Below are 20,849 nucleotides of genomic sequence, written 5' to 3'. Positions count from 1 at the left end.
CGAAGGGTCAGGGGAAACCCATGCGTGAGCGCCATGAACGAAACAGAACACTGGCGCTCATGGTCATGCTCGGCGTGCTCGTGACGGGAGGCTGCGCTCCGCCGGGGCCGCGCGAGACCACGGGCGAGACCGGGAGCCAACAACCCGCGCAGCCTCCGAGCGGGCCGGGTGGGAGCGACTACCCGCATGTGGACATGCGAGTGAGCTCGGGAGGCGAGGGCGTCTACGGCTGGTACGTGTTCGAGCCCATCCACCCGCAGCCGGCATCGGCGCCGCTCGCCATCATCCTGCACGGATACGCGGAGTACTCGGGCTACGACATGATGTACGAGCTCATCCGGCACACGGTCCGAAAGGGCAATGTGGTCATCTATCCACGATGGCAGACCGGGTTGACGTTTCCGTGCGCGGGCGCGTTCGACATCGAGCCTTGCATGACGTCCGCGCGCGTGGGGATTCAGAGAGGGCTCGAGTTCCTGAACGGGCCTGGGCGCGTACGGCCGCAGCTCAAGAGGACGAGCTACTTCGGCTTCTCGTTCGGCGGAATCCTCACGGCGAATCTCGCCAACCGCCATGCGTCCATCGGATTGCCCACGCCGCGGGCGATCTTCCTCGAGGATCCGCACGACGGAGGGACTGATGGCGAGGGCGGATTGGACGAGACCCTGGACGGCATTCCCGCGTCGGTCAAACTGCAGTGCCACTCGAGCGAGGAAGGGATCATCTCCGAGAAGGGCAAGGCCCACTCGAGTTGCAACGCGGTGTTCCCGAAGCTCGGGCACATCCCCGACGAGAACAAGGACCTCGTGATGATCCGAACCGACCGCCATGGCACTCCTCCGCTGTCGAGCAGGCATGGCGTGTCCGCGGGGGGCCCCGGCTATGGCGGCCGGGCAGATGCCTACGACTGGAACTTCGTCTGGAAGGTCTGGGACGCGTTGAGGAGCTGCGCCTACGACGGGACTGACTGTCGGTACGCGCTTGGTGACACGCCGGAGCACAGGTCACTCGGGGTCTGGAGCGACGGTCAGCCCGTCATCCCCCTCGTCATCCAGGACGCCGCCCCCCTCCGTCCGTAGTCCTTGCATCCGGACGCTCCCGAGTTGCTCCGAGCTGGGTTCGACTTCAGCCAGCCCCCTGAGCAGGAGATGGCCGCGCCGGACAGCCGGGTTCCGGTCCCCGCGCTCGTCCAACACTTCGCGGAGAAGCACCACAAGTCACTCCACTTCAGCACATCCGCGAGCTTCGCAATGCCATCGACCGGCGGGTCTACCTCGCCGATACCAAGCACATCGACGCGGAGACCATCGAGCGCGAGCTTCCCGTGGATGCCGCGGGAGAAGCAGCAACTCATGGTCTGAGGCGGATCGCCCGGAAGCTCCTCGAACTCCCCATTCAGGACAAGCTCACGGTCATCACCGAGGCACTCGTACAAGAGGCCGTAGAACAGAGCGGTGGAAACATCACGGGAGCGGCCAAGAAACTCGGCCGGCACCACAAGTTCGTCGAGCGCTTCCTCGAGAAGCGCCCCTCACACATCAGGAAGAATCCCAAGGGATGAGCTACTCGCAGTGCTCACGGATATCCGGAAAGAGAGCGACAGCGGTTCATCGGGCTCGCTCGAGGGCTCCACGGACGAACTGGAATCCGATTCGCTCCTGCTCGAGGCGAACCCGCTCGCCGAGCGCGCCACGCAACAGTTCGCGAAGAAGCAGGCGCTCGTCATCATTCAACCGAGTGAGCGCTTCGGTGCTCTGCGTCTCTTCGACCACCCACATGCTCCGATGCGCGAGCAACGTCTCGCGGTCCATCAGCAGCGAGCGCGCTCTGGGAAAATGCGCGCGAAACCGGTCGAGCATCGTGAAACCATGCGTGTCGATGTCCCCCCAATAGAGAACCCTGCGTGAGGCGAGCCACGGCACCTCACCGAGCCTCTCGAGCGCGTAGCCCTGGCCGAAGACGACCATTGTCCGTGGGCGCGGCGGCAGCGCGAGCCCGTTCACCTCATTCTCCGTGACGATGACGTCGTCCACCGGGAGCTCCAGCCTCGCCAGGTCCGAGAGTGGCACCGCCAGGTCCGAAAACCCCTGGATGAACTGCGTCTCATCCAGCAGGCGAAAGCGCACGATGAAGGGCTTTTCCCGGAGCCCGAAGCGCCGGTCGAACGAGGTACCCCGCTCGGAGAGGATCTGCTCGGGAGGAAGCGTCAATTCCAGAAGCTCCGTGAGCACCTGCCGATGGTGCTCGATGAACTTGGTATCCACCCCTTCAATCTCGAGCTGGCGGCGAAAGAGGCCCGAGCACGGATTGCGGGAGAACCAGCGCAGGACCGCCAGGAGTCCCTCCCAGTGCGCCGCGAGCTCCACCACCTTCAGAGGGCGTGCGTGCACCCACGTTTCGAGGCTGGGAAATGCGTCGACAATCACCTCGCGCAGCGTATGGAAGCGCTCAGCGTCCTGCGTCTTACCAATGATGCGGAGGGCATCGGCCTCGGTCGGCACCACGACACGCCCGGGCACCCGATTACGGCCGAGCTGGCGGTGCACCACCTCCTCGAACTCGAGCAGGTAGCCGCGTGCCCGGCTGTCTTCCTCCAGCTGGCGAATCCACCGACGGGCGTCCTCGAATCGCTCCCCCAGTTCCTTCGTGCTCGGTCTGCGGACTCGCAGCTGCTTCGGAAATAGCGCCTCACCCGTCAGTGAGGCTCGCAGAATCTCTCCACGATCCCACATCCGCTCCAGCTGCTCCACCAGTTCCTCGGGCGTGCTCCAGTTCGAGGCGGACATCACGCGCTCCTTCGCGCCTTCTCCTCGCGAAACTGCTCGATGGTGAGATTGCGTAGCTTGGAGCTCTGCCCATCGGTGTTCGACACGAAGCCTACGTTCGCCACATACGGCTCGATGACGTGAATCTTCTGCAGAGGCGTTACCACCAGGAGCTGCAGATTCAGCTTCTGGAAGAGCTCCAGGCCATATGCTGCCGAGTCGTCCGAGCCCCGGCCGAAGGCCTCGTCGATGACCACGAAGCGGAACGACCGCGACCTGCTCTCGCCCCACTCGAGACCGAACTGATACGCCAGGCTGGCCGCGAGCACCGTATAGGCGAGCTTCTCCTTCTGGCCTCCCGATTTGCCGCCCGAGTCGGTGTAGTGCTCATGCTCGCGGTCGTCCTCGATCCAGCGCTCGGACGCGGAGAAGGTGAACCAGTTGCGCACGTCCGTCACCTTGCGGGTCCACTTCAGGTCGAGGTCGCTGCTGCCCTCTCGCCCCTGGAAGCGCTCGATGATTTTCTTCACCTGGAGGAACTTGTTCTCCGAGTACGTCTCGTCGCCAGAGCCGGTCAGCGTCCCCTCGGTGCAGGCCCTCAGGTCTTGCTGGAAGTCGCGCACCTCCACGTCGGTGGCATTCGCGGCCTCGAGGCGGATGAAGCGCCCGGGGTTGAACTCGATGTTCCGCAAGGACCGGTTGATGGTCTCGATACGCTCGGTGATTTCCTCCCGTTCCCGACGAAGCTGGGATTGGAAGTTGGCGACCTCGCGAATGGTGTTCTCGTTGAGCAGTTCCTTGAACCGCCTCTCGAAGCGGGGCAGATCGTCATTGCGCAGTGTCGTCAACATCTTGCGGAATTCATCGGCGGCTTCCAGGGTGGCGGCCGTCTCCCGTGTTTCGAGCGGGTAGACGTTCCGGTAGTCCACCATCGCGGAGACAATCTTCTGACCGAGGCGGCGCCCTCGCTGATCATCGGCATCGATGCGTTGCTGGAGCCAGTTCCGAAGTTGGCTCTCCGCATCGGCCGCATTGTCCACGGTCAGCACCTCGGTCGGCCCGGACTCGGCATGCAGTTCCCGCAGGCGGCCGAAGAGCGAGCGCTCCTTGTCCGAGGTGGCCTCGATGAGAGAACGCTGGGCCGAGAGCTGCTTTTCCAGCCGGAGCTTTCCCTCCTCCACCCGTGTATGAAGTGTCGAGGCCTTGTCGCGCGCCTCGCTGCACTCCTTCAGCTCCTTCTCCAAGCGCTCGAGCCGCCTCTTCAGTGTGCGGAGGACATCCGAGCTCTTCTCGAGGGCCTTCTGCTCGGTATCGAGCCTCTGCAACTCCACGACGCTCTGACGCCAGTCGAGATCCTCGAAGCTCTTGTGCTCCGCCACGGTCTTCAGCGCATCGAGCCGCTTCTGGAGGCGGCTCTCCTCGGTCTTCGCCTTGCTGATGGTATCCGCTGCTGCCTGGGCCTGCCGCTCCACCTCCTTCCGCTCTCGCTCGAGGGCCGCCAATTTCTCGTGGTTCGCCCAACCCAGGACGTAACGGGTCCGATCATCGACGCGGCTCCGGTCGTCCTTGGTGTGCTTGAAACCGCCCTTGAGCTGACCGTTTCGGGTCAGCGCGTCCCTCTCGCGACGGAACTCCTCGAGGGTGTTGCAGCACACCGGGTTGAAGTGACGGGTGACTTCGCTCTCGACCCACTCGGAGAGAGGGGACTCGTGCTTGAACTCCAGCTTCCGGACCAATGAGTCCGGGCCGCTCGCTGGGGTCTTCGACTGCTTCGCGTCCTTCACCCGGTGGTAGACGAGGCGCATTCCCAGGTGGGTCTGGTCGACCCACCTGGAGACCTGGGGGTAGTGCTCCTCGGGGACCAGCAGCGAGGTGCCGAAGCCACGCAGGACGCGCTCGATGGCGCCCTCCCAGGCGCGCTCGTCGGGGTGCACCTGCATCAGCTCTCCCGCGAAGGGGAGGGCCTCCTCGTCCACGGAGAGCGCCTCGCACAGCCGCGTCCGCATCCGTAGGAAATCCGCGGGAATGTTCGACTTGCGCTCGCGGAGGGCGTCGACTTCGGCTGCCAGAACCTGCTGGCGCGCGGCGAGTTCCTTGAAGTGAACACTGCCGTCGATTGTCTGCTGCCGCAGGGTCGCGACCTCCTGCTCGAGCCTTGGCTGAAGCGCCAGGACCGCACGCGCATTGGCGAGGAAGCCCTGCCCATCGGTGGCCGCTGGAAGGCCGGCGTTGGCGGCGGCGCGATCGTAACTCTCTGCGCGACGCTCCCGGTCGCCCTTCTCACGGGTGTGCCTCGCGATGTCGGAGCGCAGACGCTCCAGGCGCTCGCCGCCGTTGCGAGCGATGTCCTGATTGAGCCCATCCCGCAGCCCTTGAAGTTCCTGCTCCTGCGTCTGCCTCTGGCTCACCTCGAGCGCGGCTTGCTCCAGCCGGGCCTTGGCCTCGGAGATGGCTTGTGAGAGGAGCTCGGTCAGCTGAGACGCGAACCACGCCTTCAGCGCGTCGCGACAGGCGCGATCCTCCTGCACCTTGGCAGTGAGGGCATCGTACTGGTCACAGTCCTCGACGAGAGGAGTCAGCCGACGCAGCTGGTCCTTCGCCCTGAGCACGGCCTCGTGCGCCCGCGTGAGGTCGTCCACATGGCTGACGAGGCGCTGGATTCGCTCCTCGACGGGGAAGGGCTGGAGCATGTGCTGACGGACGAAATCGGTGAGGTTGCCGACCGACTTCATCGAAACCGTCTGGTGGAACAGTTCCAGCGCCTGGTCGTTCTGGATGCCGAAGCGCTTGCGGAAGGCGGCCTGATACGGGGGAAACGTATCGTGGATGTCCTTGGTGATGCGCCGCAGTCGGGTCCGCAACTCGGAGATATTGCTGAAGCCCGAGAAGTGCTCCGTGATGGAGAGCTTCTGGTCCGCCACGATGCACAGGCGTGACGGCTGGCCCTCCTGCTCGCGCATCCAGAACACCTGGGCGAGCGTGACATGCTGCTGATAGCCCTCATTGAAGAAATGCGCGAGCAACACCGAGTAGCTGTTCGCATCGCGAAGAGCCACGGGTCTGGCTCCGGCGCCCGTCTCGCTGCGCTCGGCCTTGTAGTGACCGAACACGTACGAGCGCACCGTGCGCTCGCGCGCTTCGGCTCCGGCCGCCTTGTTGTACGAAATCTTCTGTGGGGCGACGAGAAGAGTCGTCACCGCGTCGACCACGGTGGACTTTCCCGAGCCGATATCGCCGGTCAGCAGCGACGTCTCACCACCCGCCTCGAAGTGCCAGACCTTGCCGTCGAAAGTGCCCCAGTTGAAAAGCTCGAGCCGCTGGAGTCTGAATCCAGCGCGCTCATCCGGTGCGGCCCGGTCGAGCAGATCCACCTGCGTTGGGTTCCTGGTGCTCACTCGGGAACCTCCTTCCCCAAGGTCTCGGCGTGGGCGCGGTAGCTCGCCAGCAACTCCTCGAGCTTCTGCGCGTCGACGAAGGTGTTCAACAACCGCACCACCTCGTATTCGTCCTCCCGCCCCCCGAGGGGACGGAGAAACCCGAGGTCCTTCACCTTGTTGATGTGGCTGCCCACCTGGTCGACGAGTCGTGCCTCATTGGTGGTGTCCGGCAGGAAGTGGCGGAGCATCTCGACGAGGTCCTCCCGGCGAAGAACGACGCGGCGGTCTGCTCCGCCCCCATCCGCCTCGGCGAGCTTCTTCCGAAGCAGAACCAACAGCAGGCTCACCGGGTAGCTGAGCGGTCGGCGTGGAATCAGCCGCGGCAGTTCATCCCCCTCTTCCAGGGGACGCTGGCGCAGGAGTGCATAGCCCTCGGCCTCATCGAGCTCGAGCCGCAGGCCCAGGACCGCCACATGGTCGCGCACGCGCGCCTGGAGAGAGAGCAGCTGCTGCCAGTGTCGCTCGTTGTCCTCGCGCCACATCACCCCTTTCATCAGCGAGATGACGAGGGGCGAGAGGGCATCACCTGCCGTGGTCGGTTGCTTCATGGAGGTCATCGGGTGAAGACAACAAGAGGGATGGTGGCGGAGCGCGTCTGGCCACGGCGGTCGTTCCACTCGATGCGCTGGGACGACTGCTCGTCGAAGACCGATTTCCGGTTCTCCGAGGCGACGGCGAGGTAGCTGACGAGCTCCGCGAGCCCATGCTGCAGAGGGTGTTGGGCAACGACCTCGGCCAGGGTGATGCGTTCCTGCCGCTGGAGGAGGTGCTGGATGTTCGTGCGCAGGCGGGCGCGGTCGACCGCCACCTGCTCGAAGAGGCCGTCAGAGGCGACATCCTCTTCACCGGCCTCGAGCAGCTGCTGGGTGAGGCGGGCCACGAAGGGAGGCGCGAAGAGGGGACGTTCCAGGGGCAGCTCGACAGCGGGCGCGACATCATCGAGCTCCGCGACGGTGCCGCTGGGTGGGGAGTTGCGAAACGCGAGCGCTTGCTGCTCGATGCTCCGGATGACCTCGAGGATGCGCCGATTCTCGAGGAACACCCGGTCATCAAGGTAGCGCCGGAGCTGCTCGGACAGCCGGGCGACGGTGCGCTGGGTGGCTTCACCCGCCGCGAGCCAGTCGTAATGGATGCGGCGCAGGCGCGGGTCCGGCGCCGTCTGGCGGATGGCCTCGAGCTCGAAGACGTGCTGCAGCTTCTGGGTGAGCTCCTCCTGCCGGTCGGGAGACATGAGGAAGTCCCAGAACGCACGGAAGCTCGTGCCTTGATCGGATGAGGAGAGGGCATCGCGCTCGCCGAGGATGTCGGCGATGAGCGCTCCTCGCCCTCCGCTCCAGGTGGCGATGCGCTGACGCACGTCGCGGTCGAGAAGATGGAAGCTCTGCTCGAGCTCGCGGAAGTCGGCCAGCAGTTCCCGGGCGGTGCTGGCCATCAACTGGAAGCGCTCGCGCAGCTCCGTGGCCGCCATCACGTCAACGAGACCGGCGCGGAGGCGTTCCATCTCCTGGTCAATCGCGTCTCGCCGCCTCTGGAGCTCCGCGAGGCGTGCGTTGGGGTCCACCTCACTGCCCTCCACCATGCTCGAGAGCAGTTGGAACACGGTCAACAACCGCGACTGCGTCCCGACGAAGCGCCGCTCGAGCAACCGGGTAACCCAGACAATGGCGCGCTCCGCCGCGGCCGTCAGGTCGAAGTGCGCCTCATCGCTGTCCATCGGATAGAACTTACGGAGCCAACCACTGTCGCCCGCCCAGTCGTCGAGGTACGCCTCGGCCCTCTTGGGCAGATCCAGGCCCCCAAGTGACCGCCCCTCGTGGAGGTGGTCCTCCAGACGCGAGGCCAGGGCCTGCTGCGAGACGGTGCGCGTGTTGGAGGCCAGGAAGGCCTGATGGAGGAAGCTGATGATGAACGGTGCGTGGGTGGCCGCAAGGAGCCTCCATGCTGGGTTCTGCTCGCGTAGCTTCTGAAGGGTGGCGCGGTCGAGAGGGGTGGACACGGTGTATCGCCAGCATCAAGGTAGGCCGGTCAGGCGGGGCGGAAGGCCTAGCGCCCTCCTCTGACACGCGCAGGTTCAAAAGGAGCCGTGGGCCACTGGCTCGCGCCCAGCCGGCTTTCATGGTCGGAGCTGCTGATACCGGAAGAGAATGAAGGCACGCGGACGCTCGGCAGCCACCTGGGTAGGCTCTCGCTGACCTTACGCCCCAGCCGGACTGCTTCGCCCCTGAACTCCGGGGTGAAACTCCGCCTCTTCCTTCGTTCCATGACACTACCTACGATGTAGTCGACTTATTGGGTATGTCCACAAAATCGGCTCCCCGTTCGCACCGCGCCAGCCCGCCTGGGAGCGTGTCGGGGAATCGGCCAGAGGGACAGTGGCGCATGGCAGGCGCCATATGGCGCTACAGGCCCAGTGGTCATGAGGGGAGGACGGAAGCGACGACTCGTCGTGCCGCCTCGCGGCGGCCTCGCCGCTACGCGGCCTGAGCGGCCAGGCCAGGTAGCTCCCGCCCGTAGCTCATGGCCTTGTGCTTGCTGGCGTTGGCCTTCATCTTCGTGCCGTCCACCGACAGGTGCCCCACCTTCTCGAGCCCCGACTGGCGGGCCACCCGCAACGTGTCCACGAAGAGCGCTCGGAAGGCCTCCAGGTATCTCACCCGGAAGGCGCACACCGTGTCGTGGTCCGGCTGCTCTCCTCTCGTCAGGTAGCGGAAGGCGATGTCCGTCTCGCACCGCCTCTCAATCTCCCGGCTGCTCGTAATGCCCCGCGCGTAGGCGTACATGAGCAGCAGCGTCATCATCACCGGGTGGTAGGGCGGCTGCCCGCACTCCTTGGTGTACGCCCCCAGAATCGGGCTGAAATCCAGCACCTTCACCAGCTCCACGAAGAAGCACGCCAGGTGTCCCTCCCCCAGCACCTCCCTCGCGTACTGCGGCAGTAACTGTCCCTGGTCCGGCTGCCACTCCCGGAACGGTCGCGGCGAGCTGAAGCGCGCGGAGCTCTTCGTCTCCTCCTGCCGCTGCGGCCTCTGCCCCTCGGGCACATCCAACAGTACGCTCTGCTCGGGCTTCTTCGTTTCGCTGGTGCTCACCCTCCAGCTTCAACCAGAATTCGCCTTCTCTCTGAAGGACCACCTGGGGCGTCACCCCTCTACCCCACCCCCAGCGGTGGGGTTCTCCGACACGCTCCTGGTATTGCGCGCGGCGACACAGCTACAACCCCAGGTCCTGCCCACCTCGCCCACATCCTGGGCCTGTGTGCCTTCCAAGTTCCTGTCCAGACAACCGGGCCGCTCCAAGGCGCCCGCACTCCAGACGTATGCTGCTATCCGGCGAAAGACCCACTGGCGCTCCGCTTGTCTGCAGTGCATGGGCCCCGGCGGTGGGAATTGCTGGCCTTTCGGTTCCCATGTCTCACCTGGACAGCGGGGCACGCCAGCCCTCACTCGGTGTTTCCCAGGCCCAATCCGCCCCCCAACCATGGTGCGAGCGAAGCTGGCGGGCAGCCCATCACGAGCCGACAGGTGCGTGCGCACCAGGGCCAGCAGGTAGTTGCCCACTGGCAAGGGAGGTGAGGAACAGCCGCGTCTCCACCTTCGGCCCCCCGTCCTTCGTGCGCACCTGGCGTACCCACACCAGTTGCCGGGCACTGGGAAAGTCCTCCTCCGGCATGTCCACCACCCGCGACTCCCGTTCCACCCACTCCCCCTTCGCCCACTCGTGCACTCGCACCTTCACCGGCGCCACCGCCAGCAACACCCACGCCTTGTCATGCAGCCGGTGGAAGTTCTCCTTGAGCGCCATCAGGTAGTGCTTGCCCGCCTCCCTCACCACGCGCGCGTTGGCCGCGCTCGTCATGCCCGCGTCCACCGTCACGTACTCGAAGTGCTCTCCAAACTTCCCCACCACCCTCTTGAACAGCTCGGGGAACACCGTCGCCTCTCCCTGCTTGCCTTCCAGCAACTTCTGGTCGAGCACCGGGTGGGCCGCGCTGCTGGTGAGACTGGCGCGCAGCGCGTACGGGTACCCGTACTCCCGCCCCTGCTCATCCTTCGTCGTGTGGCACGGCTCACACGGCGCCTGCCCTGGCGTGCTCTCCCCCACCTTCCCGTCAAAGGTAACGACGCCCCGGGCGAAGAGATCCTGGCGTATCAGCCCCAACTCCAGGCCCCGGTGCACCGTCTGGTGCACTTCCTGCTCCAAGCCCTCTGGCTCCAAGCTCATCAGCAGCCTGTCCAACGTCGTGTCGGATACCGGCCTCCTCAGCCCCTCGGGCGCCGTGCCCTCGCGCAGCATGTCCTCGCCCAGCGCCTCGGCCCGCCTCAACACCCTCCTCTCCACTGCCAACGCCTGCACCAGCAGCGTCAACATCGCCGCCAGCGGGTGCCTCTGTCCCCGACAGGCCCGGGGGTCCTTTACTCCCTTGAATGTCAGCCCCAGTCGCGTCAGCATCCGCTGCACGTGGGATGGGGTGTCCTGCTCACTCTTCCCCTTCCCGAGCCCGCTTGGGGTGTGGAGGGCCCGCCAGCCCTCCCGCCCCGGTTTTTCTCCCCACTCATCCCTCTTCTCCCCGGACCTGCCCGGCCCGTCACCTCGCTGTGTGCAGGCGCTCCCCGCGCGCTCAGTCCGCGGCTGCTCAAGGCCGGTAGGCGCCTGTCGGTGGCACTATACTTCAACCGTAGGGCCGGGTGGGATGACCTCTCCCGTGGGACTTTGAATCAAGCCTGCTTCCTGGGGATACGCGGGACCCTCGCGCGGCAGGAAGCACGGCGCTCCGGAGGAGTGGCCGGGCAGCCCAGGTGTCCGCCGCCTAGACGCTCCTTTAGTACTACTGTGTCATAAAAATCCGCCGCCCCTCTGGATGGCGGCATACTGACGGAGCCCTTGGACGAGGGCGTTCTTGACGGGAAGTCAGACGTTTATGACACAGTAGTACTAGGACTGCGCTCCCTGAGTCCTCAGGCAGCCCCAGGGTGATTGGCTGCTCCTGAACGCGCGTAGACGGTGGTCCAAGGCCTGTTGAGGAGAGGCGCCGAGTGCCTGCGCCTTGGGGGCTTTGAGTCCGGATAGCTGGTCGAATTCTCCCCGGGTGCCGAGGCATGAACACCTGGTTCACCCGCTGAACGACGGGAACGCACATGGGCATCCCGTCCAGGCCGCCGCTGTTATATAGCGACCGCCATGCTTGAAACCGTCGCAAAGGGCTTTCGCGCCGCCAAGAACCGCCTCGCAGGCAAGAGTGAAATCACCCCGGAAATGGTGGATGAGTCGCTCCGCGACATCCGCGTCTCCCTGCTCGAGGCCGATGTCGCCTTCGATGTGGTGAAGAAGTTCGTCGCGCGAGTGCGCGAGAAGGCCGTCGGGGAGGTGGTGCAGACGACCATCACCGACAAGGCTGGTCGCAAGCACCGCGTCTCGGCGGGCGACCACTTCGTCAAGATCTGCCACGACGAACTCGAGGCCCTGATGGGTCCGGTGGACACGAGCCTCCAGCTCAAGCCCAAGGACCAGGTCAGCGGCATCATGATGGTGGGCCTGCAGGGCTCGGGCAAGACGACGACCACGGGCAAGCTCGCCAGCAAGCTGCTCAAGGAGGGCCGCAAGCCCCTGCTGGTGGCGGCGGACATCTACCGTCCGGCGGCTGTGGACCAGTTGAAGGTTCTGGGCGAACGGCTGAAGGTGCCGGTGTACTTCGAGCCCAACGTGCCGCCGCCGGAGTTGGCGAAGCGCGGGTACGCTGCGGCGCGCGAGCAGAAGTGCGACGTGGTGCTCATCGACACCGCGGGCCGTCTGGCGATCGACGAGGCGTTGATGACCGAGCTGGAGGCCATCAAGGGCAACGTCCGGCCGGACAACATCCTGCTGGTGTGCGATGCGATGATCGGCCAGGACGCGGTGCGCACGGCGGCCGAGTTCGACCGGCGCCTGAGCCTGGATGGCTTCATCCTCACGAAGCTGGACGGTGACGCGCGAGGTGGCGCGGCGCTCTCCATCAAGGAGGTCACGGGCAAGCCCATCAAGTTCCTGGGTATGGGCGAGTCGATGGACAAGCTCGAGGAGTTCCGCCCGGACGGGTTGGCCAGCCGGATTCTGGGCTTTGGCGACATCGTCGGCCTGATGAAGGACTTCGAGGGCGTCGTCGACGAGAAGAAGGCGGCGGAGGACGCGCAGAGGCTCCTGTCGGGCAACTTCTCGATGAAGGACTTCGTCGAGCAGATCCGCATGGTGCGGCGGATGGGGCCCCTGAAGGATCTGCTCGACAAGTTCCCGCTCTTCGGGGAGATGACCGAGCAGCTCAACCCGGACGAGAAGGAGCTGACGAAGATCGAGGCGATGTACGACTCGATGACGGAGCAGGAGCGCCTGCGTCCGCACCTGATCAACGACAGCCGGGTGAAGCGCATCGCGAAGGGCAGCGGGCGCAAGACGGAGGAAGTGCGCGAGCTGCTGCAGAAGTTCGGGATGATGCAGCAGGTGATGGGGACGATCGGCCAGAACCCGGGCCTGCTGGGGCGTATCCCTGGATTCAAGCAGATGGGCCAGCTGGCGCAGCTGAAGAACATGGACCTGTCGAGTGTCTTCGGGAAGGACCCGAAGATGATGGAGAAGGCCATGGCCGGGATGGGCATGGGCGGCATGCCGATGCAACTGCCGCAGATCGCCCCAGGCTATACGCCGCCGATGGGTCAGGCGGCCATGGCGAAGGCGCGCATGATGGGCTACGCCCCGCCCTCCGCCGCGGGCGGCAAGACCGAGAACAAGGACGCCATCAAGGAGCGCCGCAAGCGCGAGAAGGAAAACAAGAAGAAGAACCGGAAGAAGAAGTAGCCGTCGCTCCGAAGAGGAGAGCCACACACTGTTGAACGAAGCCGCTGCGCGGCGGGGGAAACGACGGGCCGCACGCCCACCGAGAGAGGACGTGACGGGCGGAGTCGAGGAGAGACCGAGGAGGAGCCTGAGGCAGAGGGCCACCCGCCGAGGAAAATCCTGTAGGTAGGTCGCGCGACGTGACGGACGGAGTAGGGCTGCCGCAGTGTGCCCCGTGCGGCGCAGTGGAGCGCCGCATGGAGGACACCATGGGCGCATTGCGCGACAAGATGCAGCAGGACCTCGAGCTCGGTGGCTACGCGGCGGTGACGAAGAAGGTGTACCTGTCGGCGGCGGCCGACTTCGCCCGGCACTTCGGACGCTCCCCCGCGAGAATGGGGCAGGACGAGGTGAGGGCGTACATCCGCTACCTGGTCGAGCACAAGCAGCTGAAGTCCTAGCGGTTGCGCCAGCACATGGCGGGGCTGAAGTTCCTCTACGCCCGGACCCTGGGACGGCCGGAAGTGGTGTCGTTTCTGTCGTGGCCCTCGGACCCGGCGAGGCTGCCGGTGGTGCTCAGCGCCGAGGAGGTGACGCGGCTGCTGGGATGGGCCAGCCACTCCGGGCTCGCCCCCTTCGCGAAGCTGGCGAAGATAGTCAGGCGGCACAAGGACGGCATTCTGGCCTACGGTATCCGCTCGGCGGAGCGGTGCAGCGTGGAGGCGGAGATGTGGTAGGGGCGCGCGGCCTGGTTCGAGAGGGAGGGGCGGCGCTCAGGTGGTCGCGGGCGAGACAGAGGGAGCCTGAGCGGCGGCTTCGCGCGACGCCTTCCACATGGGCGGCAGCAGTTCCTCGAGCCGGCGCCGCGGCCAGCCCCGGGAGAGCTTCTCCAGCACGTCGGTCAGGTACGCCTGCGGGTCCACGCCCGCCAGCACGCAGGTGGCCACCAGCGTGTACACGCACGCGGCGCGCTCGGCGCCCGCGTCACTGCCGGCGAACAGGTAGTTCTTCCTGCCGACGGCAATCTCCCGCAGCCGCAGCTCCGAAGCGTTGTTGTGCAGGGGCAGGCGTGCTTCTTCCAAGAAGCGCAGCAGCGCCGTCCACTGGTTGAGGGCATAGCGGCACGCCCGGGCCAGCCGGCTTTTCGGTGGCTCCGCGTTGTAGGTGTCGGCCACCCAGCGCCCCAGTTGCTCGGTAATGGGACGCGAGAGCGTGTCGCGCCTGCGCAGCCGCTCGGCGTCGTCCACCTGGGACGCGCTGGCTTCGCGCTCCACCTCGAAGAGCTGGCCAATGAGGGAGAGCGGCAGCGCCGCCCGTGTGTCACCGGCTTCCAATGCCTCCACGAAGTAGCGCCGGGCATGGCTCCAGCACCCCACCTCCACCGCGGTGGCTCCCTCGCGAGTGAAGAGCTTGTCGTAGCCCTTGTACCCGTCCACCAGTGTTGCCGCGCACACTTGTTGATGGAGATTTGGACCGGCTGGTTGATGGGCATCAGCGAGGACGCACGGGCGCGCATCACACTCGTTGATGGGGCCCTCGCCGGACGTGAGCGGTGGGCGCGCACGTCCGGCGAGGGCTGGCCGGAGTGGGGTTCAGCTGGGGGAGTGCTCGGAGGGAGGCGCGACACGCGCCCACTCCGCCTGCATGACGACGAGGGTGCGGTAGCGGCGCAGGGAGTGCTGGAGCGCCTCCACCTGGGTGAGGTGCGTGCACCGGACCATGTGGAACACCGATTCCGGGGCAAGTGGAACACTGATTCCGGAGCAAGTGGAACGCCCATTCCGGCCATGTGGAACACCGATTCCGGGCAAGTGGAACACACCCGGGAGGTAGGCACCGGGATGGGCGACACAGTGGAGCGTTGACGGTGCTGGACGAGCCGCCGCCTCTGACCTCCCCCCGAAGGAGGACTTGATGGCGGCAGAGAGGCTGTCCATGCGCAAGCTGAGAGAGTTGTTGAGGCAGAGGTTGGAGCAGAAGCTGTCGGTGCGGGAGATTGCCCGGAGCCTGGGAATCGGCGTGGGCACGGTGAATCGTTACCTGTACCGGGCGCAGGCGGCGAAGCTGACGAGTTGGCCGCTGCCGCCGGAGCTGGATGACGACGCGGCGCTCACGGCGCTGTTGTTCGCGGACGAGGGCAAGGTGGTGGCGAGCCGGCCCGAGCCGGACTGGGCGCACGTGCACGCGGAGCTCAGGAAGAAGGGCGTCACCAGGCTGCTGCTGTGGCAGGAGTACCGGGAGGAGCACCCGGAGGGCTACCAGTACAGCCAGTTCTGCGAGCGCTACGCGCGGTGGGCGAAGTGCGTGAGCGTCACCATGCGCCAGGAACACCGGGCCGGGGAGAAGTGCTTCATGGACTTCAGCGGTGATGGGCTGCAAGTCCACGACGCGCTGAGCGGCGAGGTGCGGGTGGCGAAGCTGTACGTGGCGGTGCTGGGGGCGAGCAACTACACGTACATGGAGCCCGTCTTCAGCGAGGACGTGGGCACGTGGGTGGGGTGCAACCAGAGGGCGTTCGCGTACTTCGGAGGGGTGGCGGAGATGGCGGTGCCCGACAACCTGAAGGCGGCAGTCACGCGCACCAACCGGTACGAGCCGGACATCAACCCCAGCTATGCGGACATGGCGCGACACTACGGCTTCGCGGTGGTGCCGGCGAGGCCGCGCAAGCCGCGGGACAAGGCGAAGGCGGAGAACGGGGTGCTGCTGGCTGAAGAGCAGTCGATAAATCCCTCGCGGGAGCAGAGCGCGATCAGGAAGTGGAGGGGAGGGCGGAGGAAATCGCCCATCCCGAGGCGCGGAGTTGGAGGGGGGGTTGTACAGGTGGAAGCAGGCGAGAGCGGGATTCAACCACACAGCCCGGGGGCTCATCGCCTGGTTGGAGCCTGAGAGGCCCGGTCACACCACACGCGGCAGGGGGCTGGCCGTCAGAAGCCAGCAGGCAAGGCGGTGACCTGGTCCACCGGCACCGGACTGATGCCGCCACCGAGAGAGGCCGCGTTGCCTGGAGCCAGCTCGAGGAGGTGAGCCGGCTCGGCAAGCGCGCTCTGGCGCGCCAGCAGCGCATCCACCAGAGGCTGGCCGTGTGCGGCCAGGTTGTGCGCCAGGGCCACCAGCAAGGCGACACACTTCACCTTCTCCAGCCCCCGCACCGTCACCTGCGTCAGGCCATAGCGCCCCTTCACCTGCGCGTTGACGTTCTCCACCAGGCCGGCGCGGGCCTTGTACTGCTCCTTGGCCTCGTCGGTGCGTATGCGCTCACGCCACGCCTCTACCTCGGGGGAATGGTCCCCCTGCTGCCCGGCCTGGGCCATGCGCTCGGGCACCGAAATGAGCGCTTCAACCCCTTGGCCGCGCACTGCTTCACGTCTGCGCACGTGGCATGGCCGCCATCGGCCAGCACGCGCTCGGGCACCTGGCCCGTGCGTTGCTCAATCTGCTCCACCATGGGGCTCACGCTGCCCATGTCGCTGCCCTGGTTGGTGACTTCCACTCCCACAATCGTTCGCGGCCCTCCCAGCGCCTCCCCAGCCACCGCGAATTGCAGGTTGTAGGCGGGTCGGAAACCCCCATCGGCCATCTTCATCACCCGTGCATCCGCATCCGTGGTGGAGGCGCGCACCTTCTCCTTGTCCGCCCCCTTCTTCCTGGCCTGCTGTTGCTTTATCGCCTCCAGCGCCGCGTCCACCCGCGCCTGGTAGTCACGCGCCTTGGCCTCTCGTGTCGCCTGCTGCCCACGCGTCAGCTCCGGGTCGTCCTTCTGCGCCAGCACCGCTTGCAAGTGCAGCTCGGCCTGCTCCTGGCACTCCCGCAGCGACTGCTCCCGCCGGAACGAAGGCGCTGAGGCACTGGCCCTCACCCGCGTGCCGTCCTGCGCCACCTGCTCCAAACTCACCAGCCCCTGCTGCAACAGCACCGAGAGCACGTCGGTAAACACCTGCTGCAACACCTCCAGGTGCTCCACCCGGAACTGGCTCAGCTTGTCGTGGCTCACCTTCACTCCACCGGCCAGCCACTGGTACGCCCTGTCCTCCTCGCACCGGCGCGCCAGCTCCGTCGCCGTCCCCACTCCCTGCTCAATCCCGTACACCCACAGCGCCAACAGCAACCGGGGACTTGTCACCGGGCGTCCCGCATGTCCCTCCACCGCCTTGGCCCCGGCCAGAAAACCTCTCAGGTCCAACGCCTCCACCGCCGCCGCCACTACCCGCACCGGGTGCTCCGGCTCCACCAACTGCTCCGGCATCTGCTTGAACAGCCAGCCTTGCGACCTGTCCGGCTCTTTCGTCCGGACTCTTCCCTCTGCTGCCCGCGCTTTCTTCTGGCTCACTCCCCCTGCCTACTTCACATGGTACCTCTTGCACCCGAACCCCAGGGGTGGGGCTTTGCCTTCCCCACCCACCTTTGGATCACCCAGCTTTCACTTCCTGGGATTTATCGAGCGCTCTTGAGAGGTGGATTCTGGCGGCGCTGCGCAACCGGCGCTTCACGTCGCTGGGTGAGGTGCGCGAGGCGGTGGCGGAGTTGCTGGAGAAGCTGAACACGAGGCCCATGCGCAAGCCAGGCAAGAGCCGGCGGCAACTCTTCGAGGAGGTGGAGAAGGCGACGCTCAAGGCGCTGCCGGACAAGCCCTACGAGTTGGCGCACTGGAAGAAGGCGCGCGTCAACGTGGACTACCACGTGGAGCTGGAGGGGCACTACTACAGCGTGCCCTACGGGCTGGTGGGGCAGCAGGTGGAGGTGCGCTACACGCCCTCGTGTGTGGAGGTGCTGCTGGGAGGCCGGCGCGTGGCAAGCCACGTGCGCAGCGAGGAGCGCGGACGGCACACCACTCAGGCCGAGCACATGCCGGCCAGCCACCGCGAGCATGCGCAGTGGACGCCCAGCCGGATTCTCTCCTGGGCCGCTACGGTGGGCCCCAGCACGGCGGCGCTGGTGGAGGAGTTGATGAAGCGCAAGCCCCACCCCGAGCAGGGCTTCCGCTCGGCCCTGGGCGTCATCCGCCTGGCGCAGCGCTACGGACAGCAGCGCGTGGAGAAGGCGTGCGCCAGGGCCGTGCGCCACCGCGCCTACAGCTACAAGTCCGTGGCCGCCATCCTCCAGCACCACCTCGAGGAGGTGGAGACGGCGCACGAGGACAAGGGAGCGCTGCCGCGGCACGAGAACGTGCGCGGCGCCGACTACTACCACTGAAGCTTCCCGCGCCACGGTGCGCGGACAACCCTCCGCGGTGCTGGCCCTCGTGGCCCGCTACCACGCAGGACGCCTGCGCGCGCCCTTCGGGCGCGCGCAGGCGGCTCAACACCCGAAAACCCCAACGAGGAGACGAGAGAATGCTGGCGGAGCAGACGCTGGAGAAGCTCAACGCGATGAAGCTGTACGGCATGGCCGGGTACATGCGCACCTGGCTGGAGCGGGCGCCCGACACACAGGTGGGCCCGGCCGACCTGGTGGGCCCGCTGGTGGATGCCGAGTGGGTGCACCGGGAGAACAAGAAGCTCACCTCGCGCCTGCGCAACGCGCGGCTGCGCCAGACGGCGTGCCTGGAGGACATCGACTACAGCCTGGCGCGCGGGCTGACGAAGGCCCAAATGCTGGAGCTGTCCACCTCGCACTGGGTGGAGCAGGCGCAGAACGTACTGGTGACGGGCCCCACGGGCGTGGGCAAGAGCTTCCTGGCGTGCGCGCTCGGACAGAAGGCGTGCCGCGACGGCTACAGCGTGGTGTACCGCCGCGCCTCGCGTCTCTTCGACGAGCTGGCGCAGGCTCGTGCCGACGGTACGTACCCGCACCTGCTGCGCAGGCTCGCCAAGGCCCGGGTGCTGATTCTGGACGACTTCGGCCTGGAGCCCCTGGGCACCAGCGAGCGCAAGGAGTTGCTGGAGGTGTTGGAGGACAGGTATGGCTCCGGTGCCACCGTGGTGACCACCAATCAGGCCTTCAGCGACTGGCCTACCATCTTCCCCAACGCCAGCTGCGCCACCGCCCTCATCGACCGCGTCATCCACCACTGCGACATCGTCTCCATAGAGGGCGACAGCTACCGCCGCCGCGAAGCCGAAGCCTCTCTGGAGTCTCGCCGCTCTCGCCGCTCCGGCTGACACCCTGGGGGACTACATCCCCCAGTCCCCCTGTGGCTCCGCTCCGGCCCGCCCCCAACTGCGGTGCGGGCCTCCTCGGAGCGCGAGCCCCGCCACTCCTCGCGCCCAAACCGGCTGGTTCATTTTCCCTCGCTTCCTCGTGAACGCCAACATCAAGTGGCCACACGCCGCGGGCGCACTCCCACCGTGCCCGCCACCAGTCGGCGCGGGGAGGCAACCTCTCGGGTGGGGGCTGCATGGGGCCTGGGGCCCACGCCGCCGCCCCTCATGCAGCGTGCACGGCTCCCCAAAAGGCCTGTACCGCCAGGGGCGGCGAGGGCGCGCTCGGCGGTGCGTGGCCCGCCACCGCGCTGGCCACGTGCGCCTCCGCCCGGCGCGCTTCCCACCCGGCTGGCCAGGGACGCACGCGCAACAGCAGTCTGCGCTCCTCCACCGCCTCCACCCACTCCAGGGGCGTACGCCAGCGCCGGGCCGAGGTGGCTCCCACGTGCACCCAGGGGCTGACGCGCTCACGCACCGCCGCCAGCCCAAGCCCCACCACGGCCCACAACGCCAGCGTCCACACTATCGCCGTCAGCGAGTACAGCCTGCGCGTCCACACCTCCCACGGCGCCACCGTGCACGTGGCCCCGCACGCCTGACAGCGGTAGCGCCGCACCTGTACATCCACCTGTCTCGGTGTCCCTCCCGGCTCCTCGGCCCCCAACACCTGCCGGCTTCTCGTGCCGTGCCCGTGCAGCACCACCCGCCCTCCCACCGGTCGGCTCGCCGCTCCACACCCCGGGCACCTCCCCGGCCTCACCGCCTCCACGTCCGGTGGCTCCTGCTCCCAAGTCTTGACTGGCAGCGCCACTCGGATGATTTCTCGCCTGCTCCGCTTCTCTTTCTCCACTGTCTGCGCGGAGCTCTGGCCCGTGCCGTGCTGTCTACACGTCACGGGCCTCCTTTTTCTCCGCGCCCCAACCGGGCCCTCGGAGCGGCACTCCCTGCCGCACAGGCCCCGCCCTCCTGGGGCTTGCGCACTACCTCACCCGTCATGCCTTGACCCGAACCTGCTGGGTGATGGGGCGCACCACGACCCGGGCCCCCTTTCCATCATCCAGTCGGTCCGATTCCGGGCCGCTCTCCCCCATCTAAGCTGCGCGGTAACAGTCCACGCCAATGACTTGCAGCCCCTCCAGGCGGTTGGGCGACAGGCGCTCCTCCACCAGCCTCTCGATGATGGTGCCCACCGTGCGCCAGTTGATTCCCAGCATTCGGCAGATGGAGGACTTGTCCAGGCGTTGCGCCTGCCAGGCCACCAACTCCTCGAAGGCGTGCGTGAAGCTCGAGTCGTGCGCCGCCCAGGGCACCCGCTCCACTCTCACCCCATGCTCGCGGCAGTGCACTCGGCGCGGGGCGTAATGCAGCCAGAAGATGGTTTGTCCCAGCGCCAGGTGCCGCCACAGGCGCCCAGGCTTCGTATCGTAGCCGGGCGCGGGACGGCCGCACACCCCACAGCGCGGCTTGCGCTGGCGCGGACGCACCTCCACCTCCAGTCCTCTGGACGTGAGCCGGGCCCCTCTCACACTCAACCCCTGGATGCGCAACACGCGCCCCAGCACCTCCTGCGGCCTCGGCCCCGCCACGCCCCTCCTCCCCGCCAGCACACGCTGGGGCGGCACGCACTGCAACTCGGCGACCAGCGCTCTCGCGAGAGTGACAGCCGCCTCTCGGACTGCTTCTCCCCTGTCTCTCACCGG

20 protein-coding genes are annotated in these 20,849 nt (G+C 66.7%); 8 read left to right on the top strand and 12 right to left on the bottom strand.

Annotated elements, in window-relative coordinates; genetic code table 11:
- Positions 1-20: 20 nt before the first annotated feature.
- Both JQX13_RS34010 and JQX13_RS34005 read left to right on the top strand, forming a co-directional pair.
- Entirely contained in the window at positions 21-1,079 is a 1,059-nt protein-coding gene (locus tag JQX13_RS34010; protein WP_203403628.1) for a hypothetical protein, read from the top strand.
- A gap of 245 nt (positions 1,080-1,324) precedes the next feature.
- The gene (locus tag JQX13_RS34005) at positions 1,325-1,561 is read left to right on the top strand and encodes a hypothetical protein (RefSeq protein WP_203403627.1); all 237 of its coding nucleotides are present in this window, start codon (positions 1,325-1,327) and stop codon (positions 1,559-1,561) included.
- Between the two features lie 46 nt (positions 1,562-1,607).
- Here the strand turns inward: JQX13_RS34005 and JQX13_RS34000 are convergent, their stop codons facing one another.
- From JQX13_RS34000 to JQX13_RS33975, 6 genes are all read right to left on the bottom strand, one after another.
- The gene (locus JQX13_RS34000; protein ID WP_203403626.1) at positions 1,608-2,786 is read right to left on the bottom strand and encodes a DUF3322 domain-containing protein; all 1,179 of its coding nucleotides are present in this window, start codon (positions 2,784-2,786) and stop codon (positions 1,608-1,610) included.
- Complete coding sequence (locus tag JQX13_RS33995) at positions 2,786-6,160, bottom strand: ATP-binding protein (protein WP_203403625.1); 3,375 nt, start codon at positions 6,158-6,160, stop codon at positions 2,786-2,788. The genes JQX13_RS34000 and JQX13_RS33995 overlap by 1 nt, the downstream gene beginning before the upstream one ends.
- Positions 6,157-6,750: a DUF4194 domain-containing protein gene (locus JQX13_RS33990; protein ID WP_239014019.1), complete on the bottom strand. Its 594-nt coding sequence runs from the start codon at positions 6,748-6,750 to the stop codon at positions 6,157-6,159. Before JQX13_RS33990 ends, JQX13_RS33995 begins: the two co-directional genes overlap by 4 nt.
- Before the next feature lie 5 nt (positions 6,751-6,755).
- Complete coding sequence (locus tag JQX13_RS33985) at positions 6,756-8,198, bottom strand: DUF3375 domain-containing protein (RefSeq protein WP_203403623.1); 1,443 nt, start codon at positions 8,196-8,198, stop codon at positions 6,756-6,758.
- Positions 8,199-8,673: 475 nt separating this feature from the next.
- Positions 8,674-9,291 (bottom strand): transposase, encoded by a 618-nt coding sequence (locus JQX13_RS33980; RefSeq protein WP_203403622.1) that lies wholly within the window; start codon positions 9,289-9,291, stop codon positions 8,674-8,676.
- Between the two features lie 418 nt (positions 9,292-9,709).
- A complete protein-coding gene (locus JQX13_RS33975; RefSeq protein ID WP_203403621.1) occupies positions 9,710-10,651 on the bottom strand; it encodes a hypothetical protein in 942 nt (313 codons plus the stop codon).
- Positions 10,652-11,380: 729 nt separating this feature from the next.
- On the opposite strand from JQX13_RS33975, the gene ffh reads away from it, so the two are divergent.
- From ffh to JQX13_RS33960, 3 genes are all read left to right on the top strand, one after another.
- The gene (ffh, locus tag JQX13_RS33970; RefSeq protein WP_203403620.1) at positions 11,381-13,027 is read left to right on the top strand and encodes a signal recognition particle protein; all 1,647 of its coding nucleotides are present in this window, start codon (positions 11,381-11,383) and stop codon (positions 13,025-13,027) included.
- Between the two features lie 236 nt (positions 13,028-13,263).
- The gene (locus tag JQX13_RS33965) at positions 13,264-13,467 is read left to right on the top strand and encodes a phage integrase N-terminal SAM-like domain-containing protein (RefSeq protein WP_203403619.1); all 204 of its coding nucleotides are present in this window, start codon (positions 13,264-13,266) and stop codon (positions 13,465-13,467) included.
- A 3-nt stretch (positions 13,468-13,470) separates the two neighbouring features.
- Positions 13,471-13,743: a hypothetical protein gene (locus JQX13_RS33960; RefSeq protein ID WP_203403618.1), complete on the top strand. Its 273-nt coding sequence runs from the start codon at positions 13,471-13,473 to the stop codon at positions 13,741-13,743.
- A gap of 36 nt (positions 13,744-13,779) precedes the next feature.
- On the opposite strand, the gene tnpC is transcribed toward JQX13_RS33960, so the two are convergent.
- Both tnpC and JQX13_RS55625 read right to left on the bottom strand, forming a co-directional pair.
- Positions 13,780-14,442: an IS66 family transposase gene (tnpC, locus tag JQX13_RS33955; protein WP_203403617.1), complete on the bottom strand. Its 663-nt coding sequence runs from the start codon at positions 14,440-14,442 to the stop codon at positions 13,780-13,782.
- Between the two features lie 156 nt (positions 14,443-14,598).
- On the bottom strand, positions 14,599-14,727 hold the full coding sequence (locus tag JQX13_RS55625; protein ID WP_275424891.1) for a hypothetical protein: 129 nt from the start codon (positions 14,725-14,727) through the stop codon (positions 14,599-14,601).
- Positions 14,728-14,920: 193 nt separating this feature from the next.
- On the opposite strand from JQX13_RS55625, the gene istA reads away from it, so the two are divergent.
- Positions 14,921-15,895: an IS21 family transposase gene (gene istA, locus JQX13_RS33950; protein WP_203403616.1), complete on the top strand. Its 975-nt coding sequence runs from the start codon at positions 14,921-14,923 to the stop codon at positions 15,893-15,895.
- Positions 15,896-15,933: 38 nt separating this feature from the next.
- Here the strand turns inward: istA and JQX13_RS33945 are convergent, their stop codons facing one another.
- Together JQX13_RS33945 and JQX13_RS55620 are read right to left on the bottom strand one after the other, a co-directional pair.
- On the bottom strand, positions 15,934-16,320 hold the full coding sequence (locus tag JQX13_RS33945) for a transposase (RefSeq protein ID WP_203403615.1): 387 nt from the start codon (positions 16,318-16,320) through the stop codon (positions 15,934-15,936).
- Positions 16,278-17,336 carry a transposase gene (locus tag JQX13_RS55620; protein WP_203403614.1) on the bottom strand — a complete coding sequence of 353 codons (1,059 nt, stop codon included), beginning with the start codon at positions 17,334-17,336 and terminating at the stop codon, positions 16,278-16,280. Before JQX13_RS55620 ends, JQX13_RS33945 begins: the two co-directional genes overlap by 43 nt.
- 74 nt (positions 17,337-17,410) lie before the next feature.
- Here JQX13_RS55620 and JQX13_RS33935 point away from each other — a divergent pair, with 74 nt between their 5' ends.
- Positions 17,411-18,199 carry a Mu transposase domain-containing protein gene (locus JQX13_RS33935; protein ID WP_239014018.1) on the top strand — a complete coding sequence of 263 codons (789 nt, stop codon included), beginning with the start codon at positions 17,411-17,413 and terminating at the stop codon, positions 18,197-18,199.
- 140 nt (positions 18,200-18,339) lie between these two features.
- Positions 18,340-19,107, top strand: coding sequence for an IS21-like element helper ATPase IstB (istB, locus tag JQX13_RS33930; protein WP_203403613.1), 768 nt, complete (start codon positions 18,340-18,342; stop codon positions 19,105-19,107).
- A gap of 265 nt (positions 19,108-19,372) precedes the next feature.
- Here istB and JQX13_RS33925 read toward each other — a convergent pair whose 3' ends face one another.
- Complete coding sequence (locus tag JQX13_RS33925; RefSeq protein ID WP_203403612.1) at positions 19,373-20,044, bottom strand: hypothetical protein; 672 nt, start codon at positions 20,042-20,044, stop codon at positions 19,373-19,375.
- Positions 20,045-20,240: 196 nt separating this feature from the next.
- A complete protein-coding gene (locus tag JQX13_RS33920) occupies positions 20,241-20,735 on the bottom strand; it encodes a helix-turn-helix domain-containing protein (RefSeq protein WP_203403611.1) in 495 nt (164 codons plus the stop codon).
- Positions 20,736-20,849: the final 114 nt, after the last annotated feature.

The organism is Archangium violaceum (assembly GCF_016859125.1).
GTDB classification, from domain to species: domain Bacteria; phylum Myxococcota; class Myxococcia; order Myxococcales; family Myxococcaceae; genus Archangium; species Archangium violaceum_A.
Note: the sequence above shows the minus strand (reverse complement) of the source record. Positions and strands in the feature narration are given on the sequence as shown.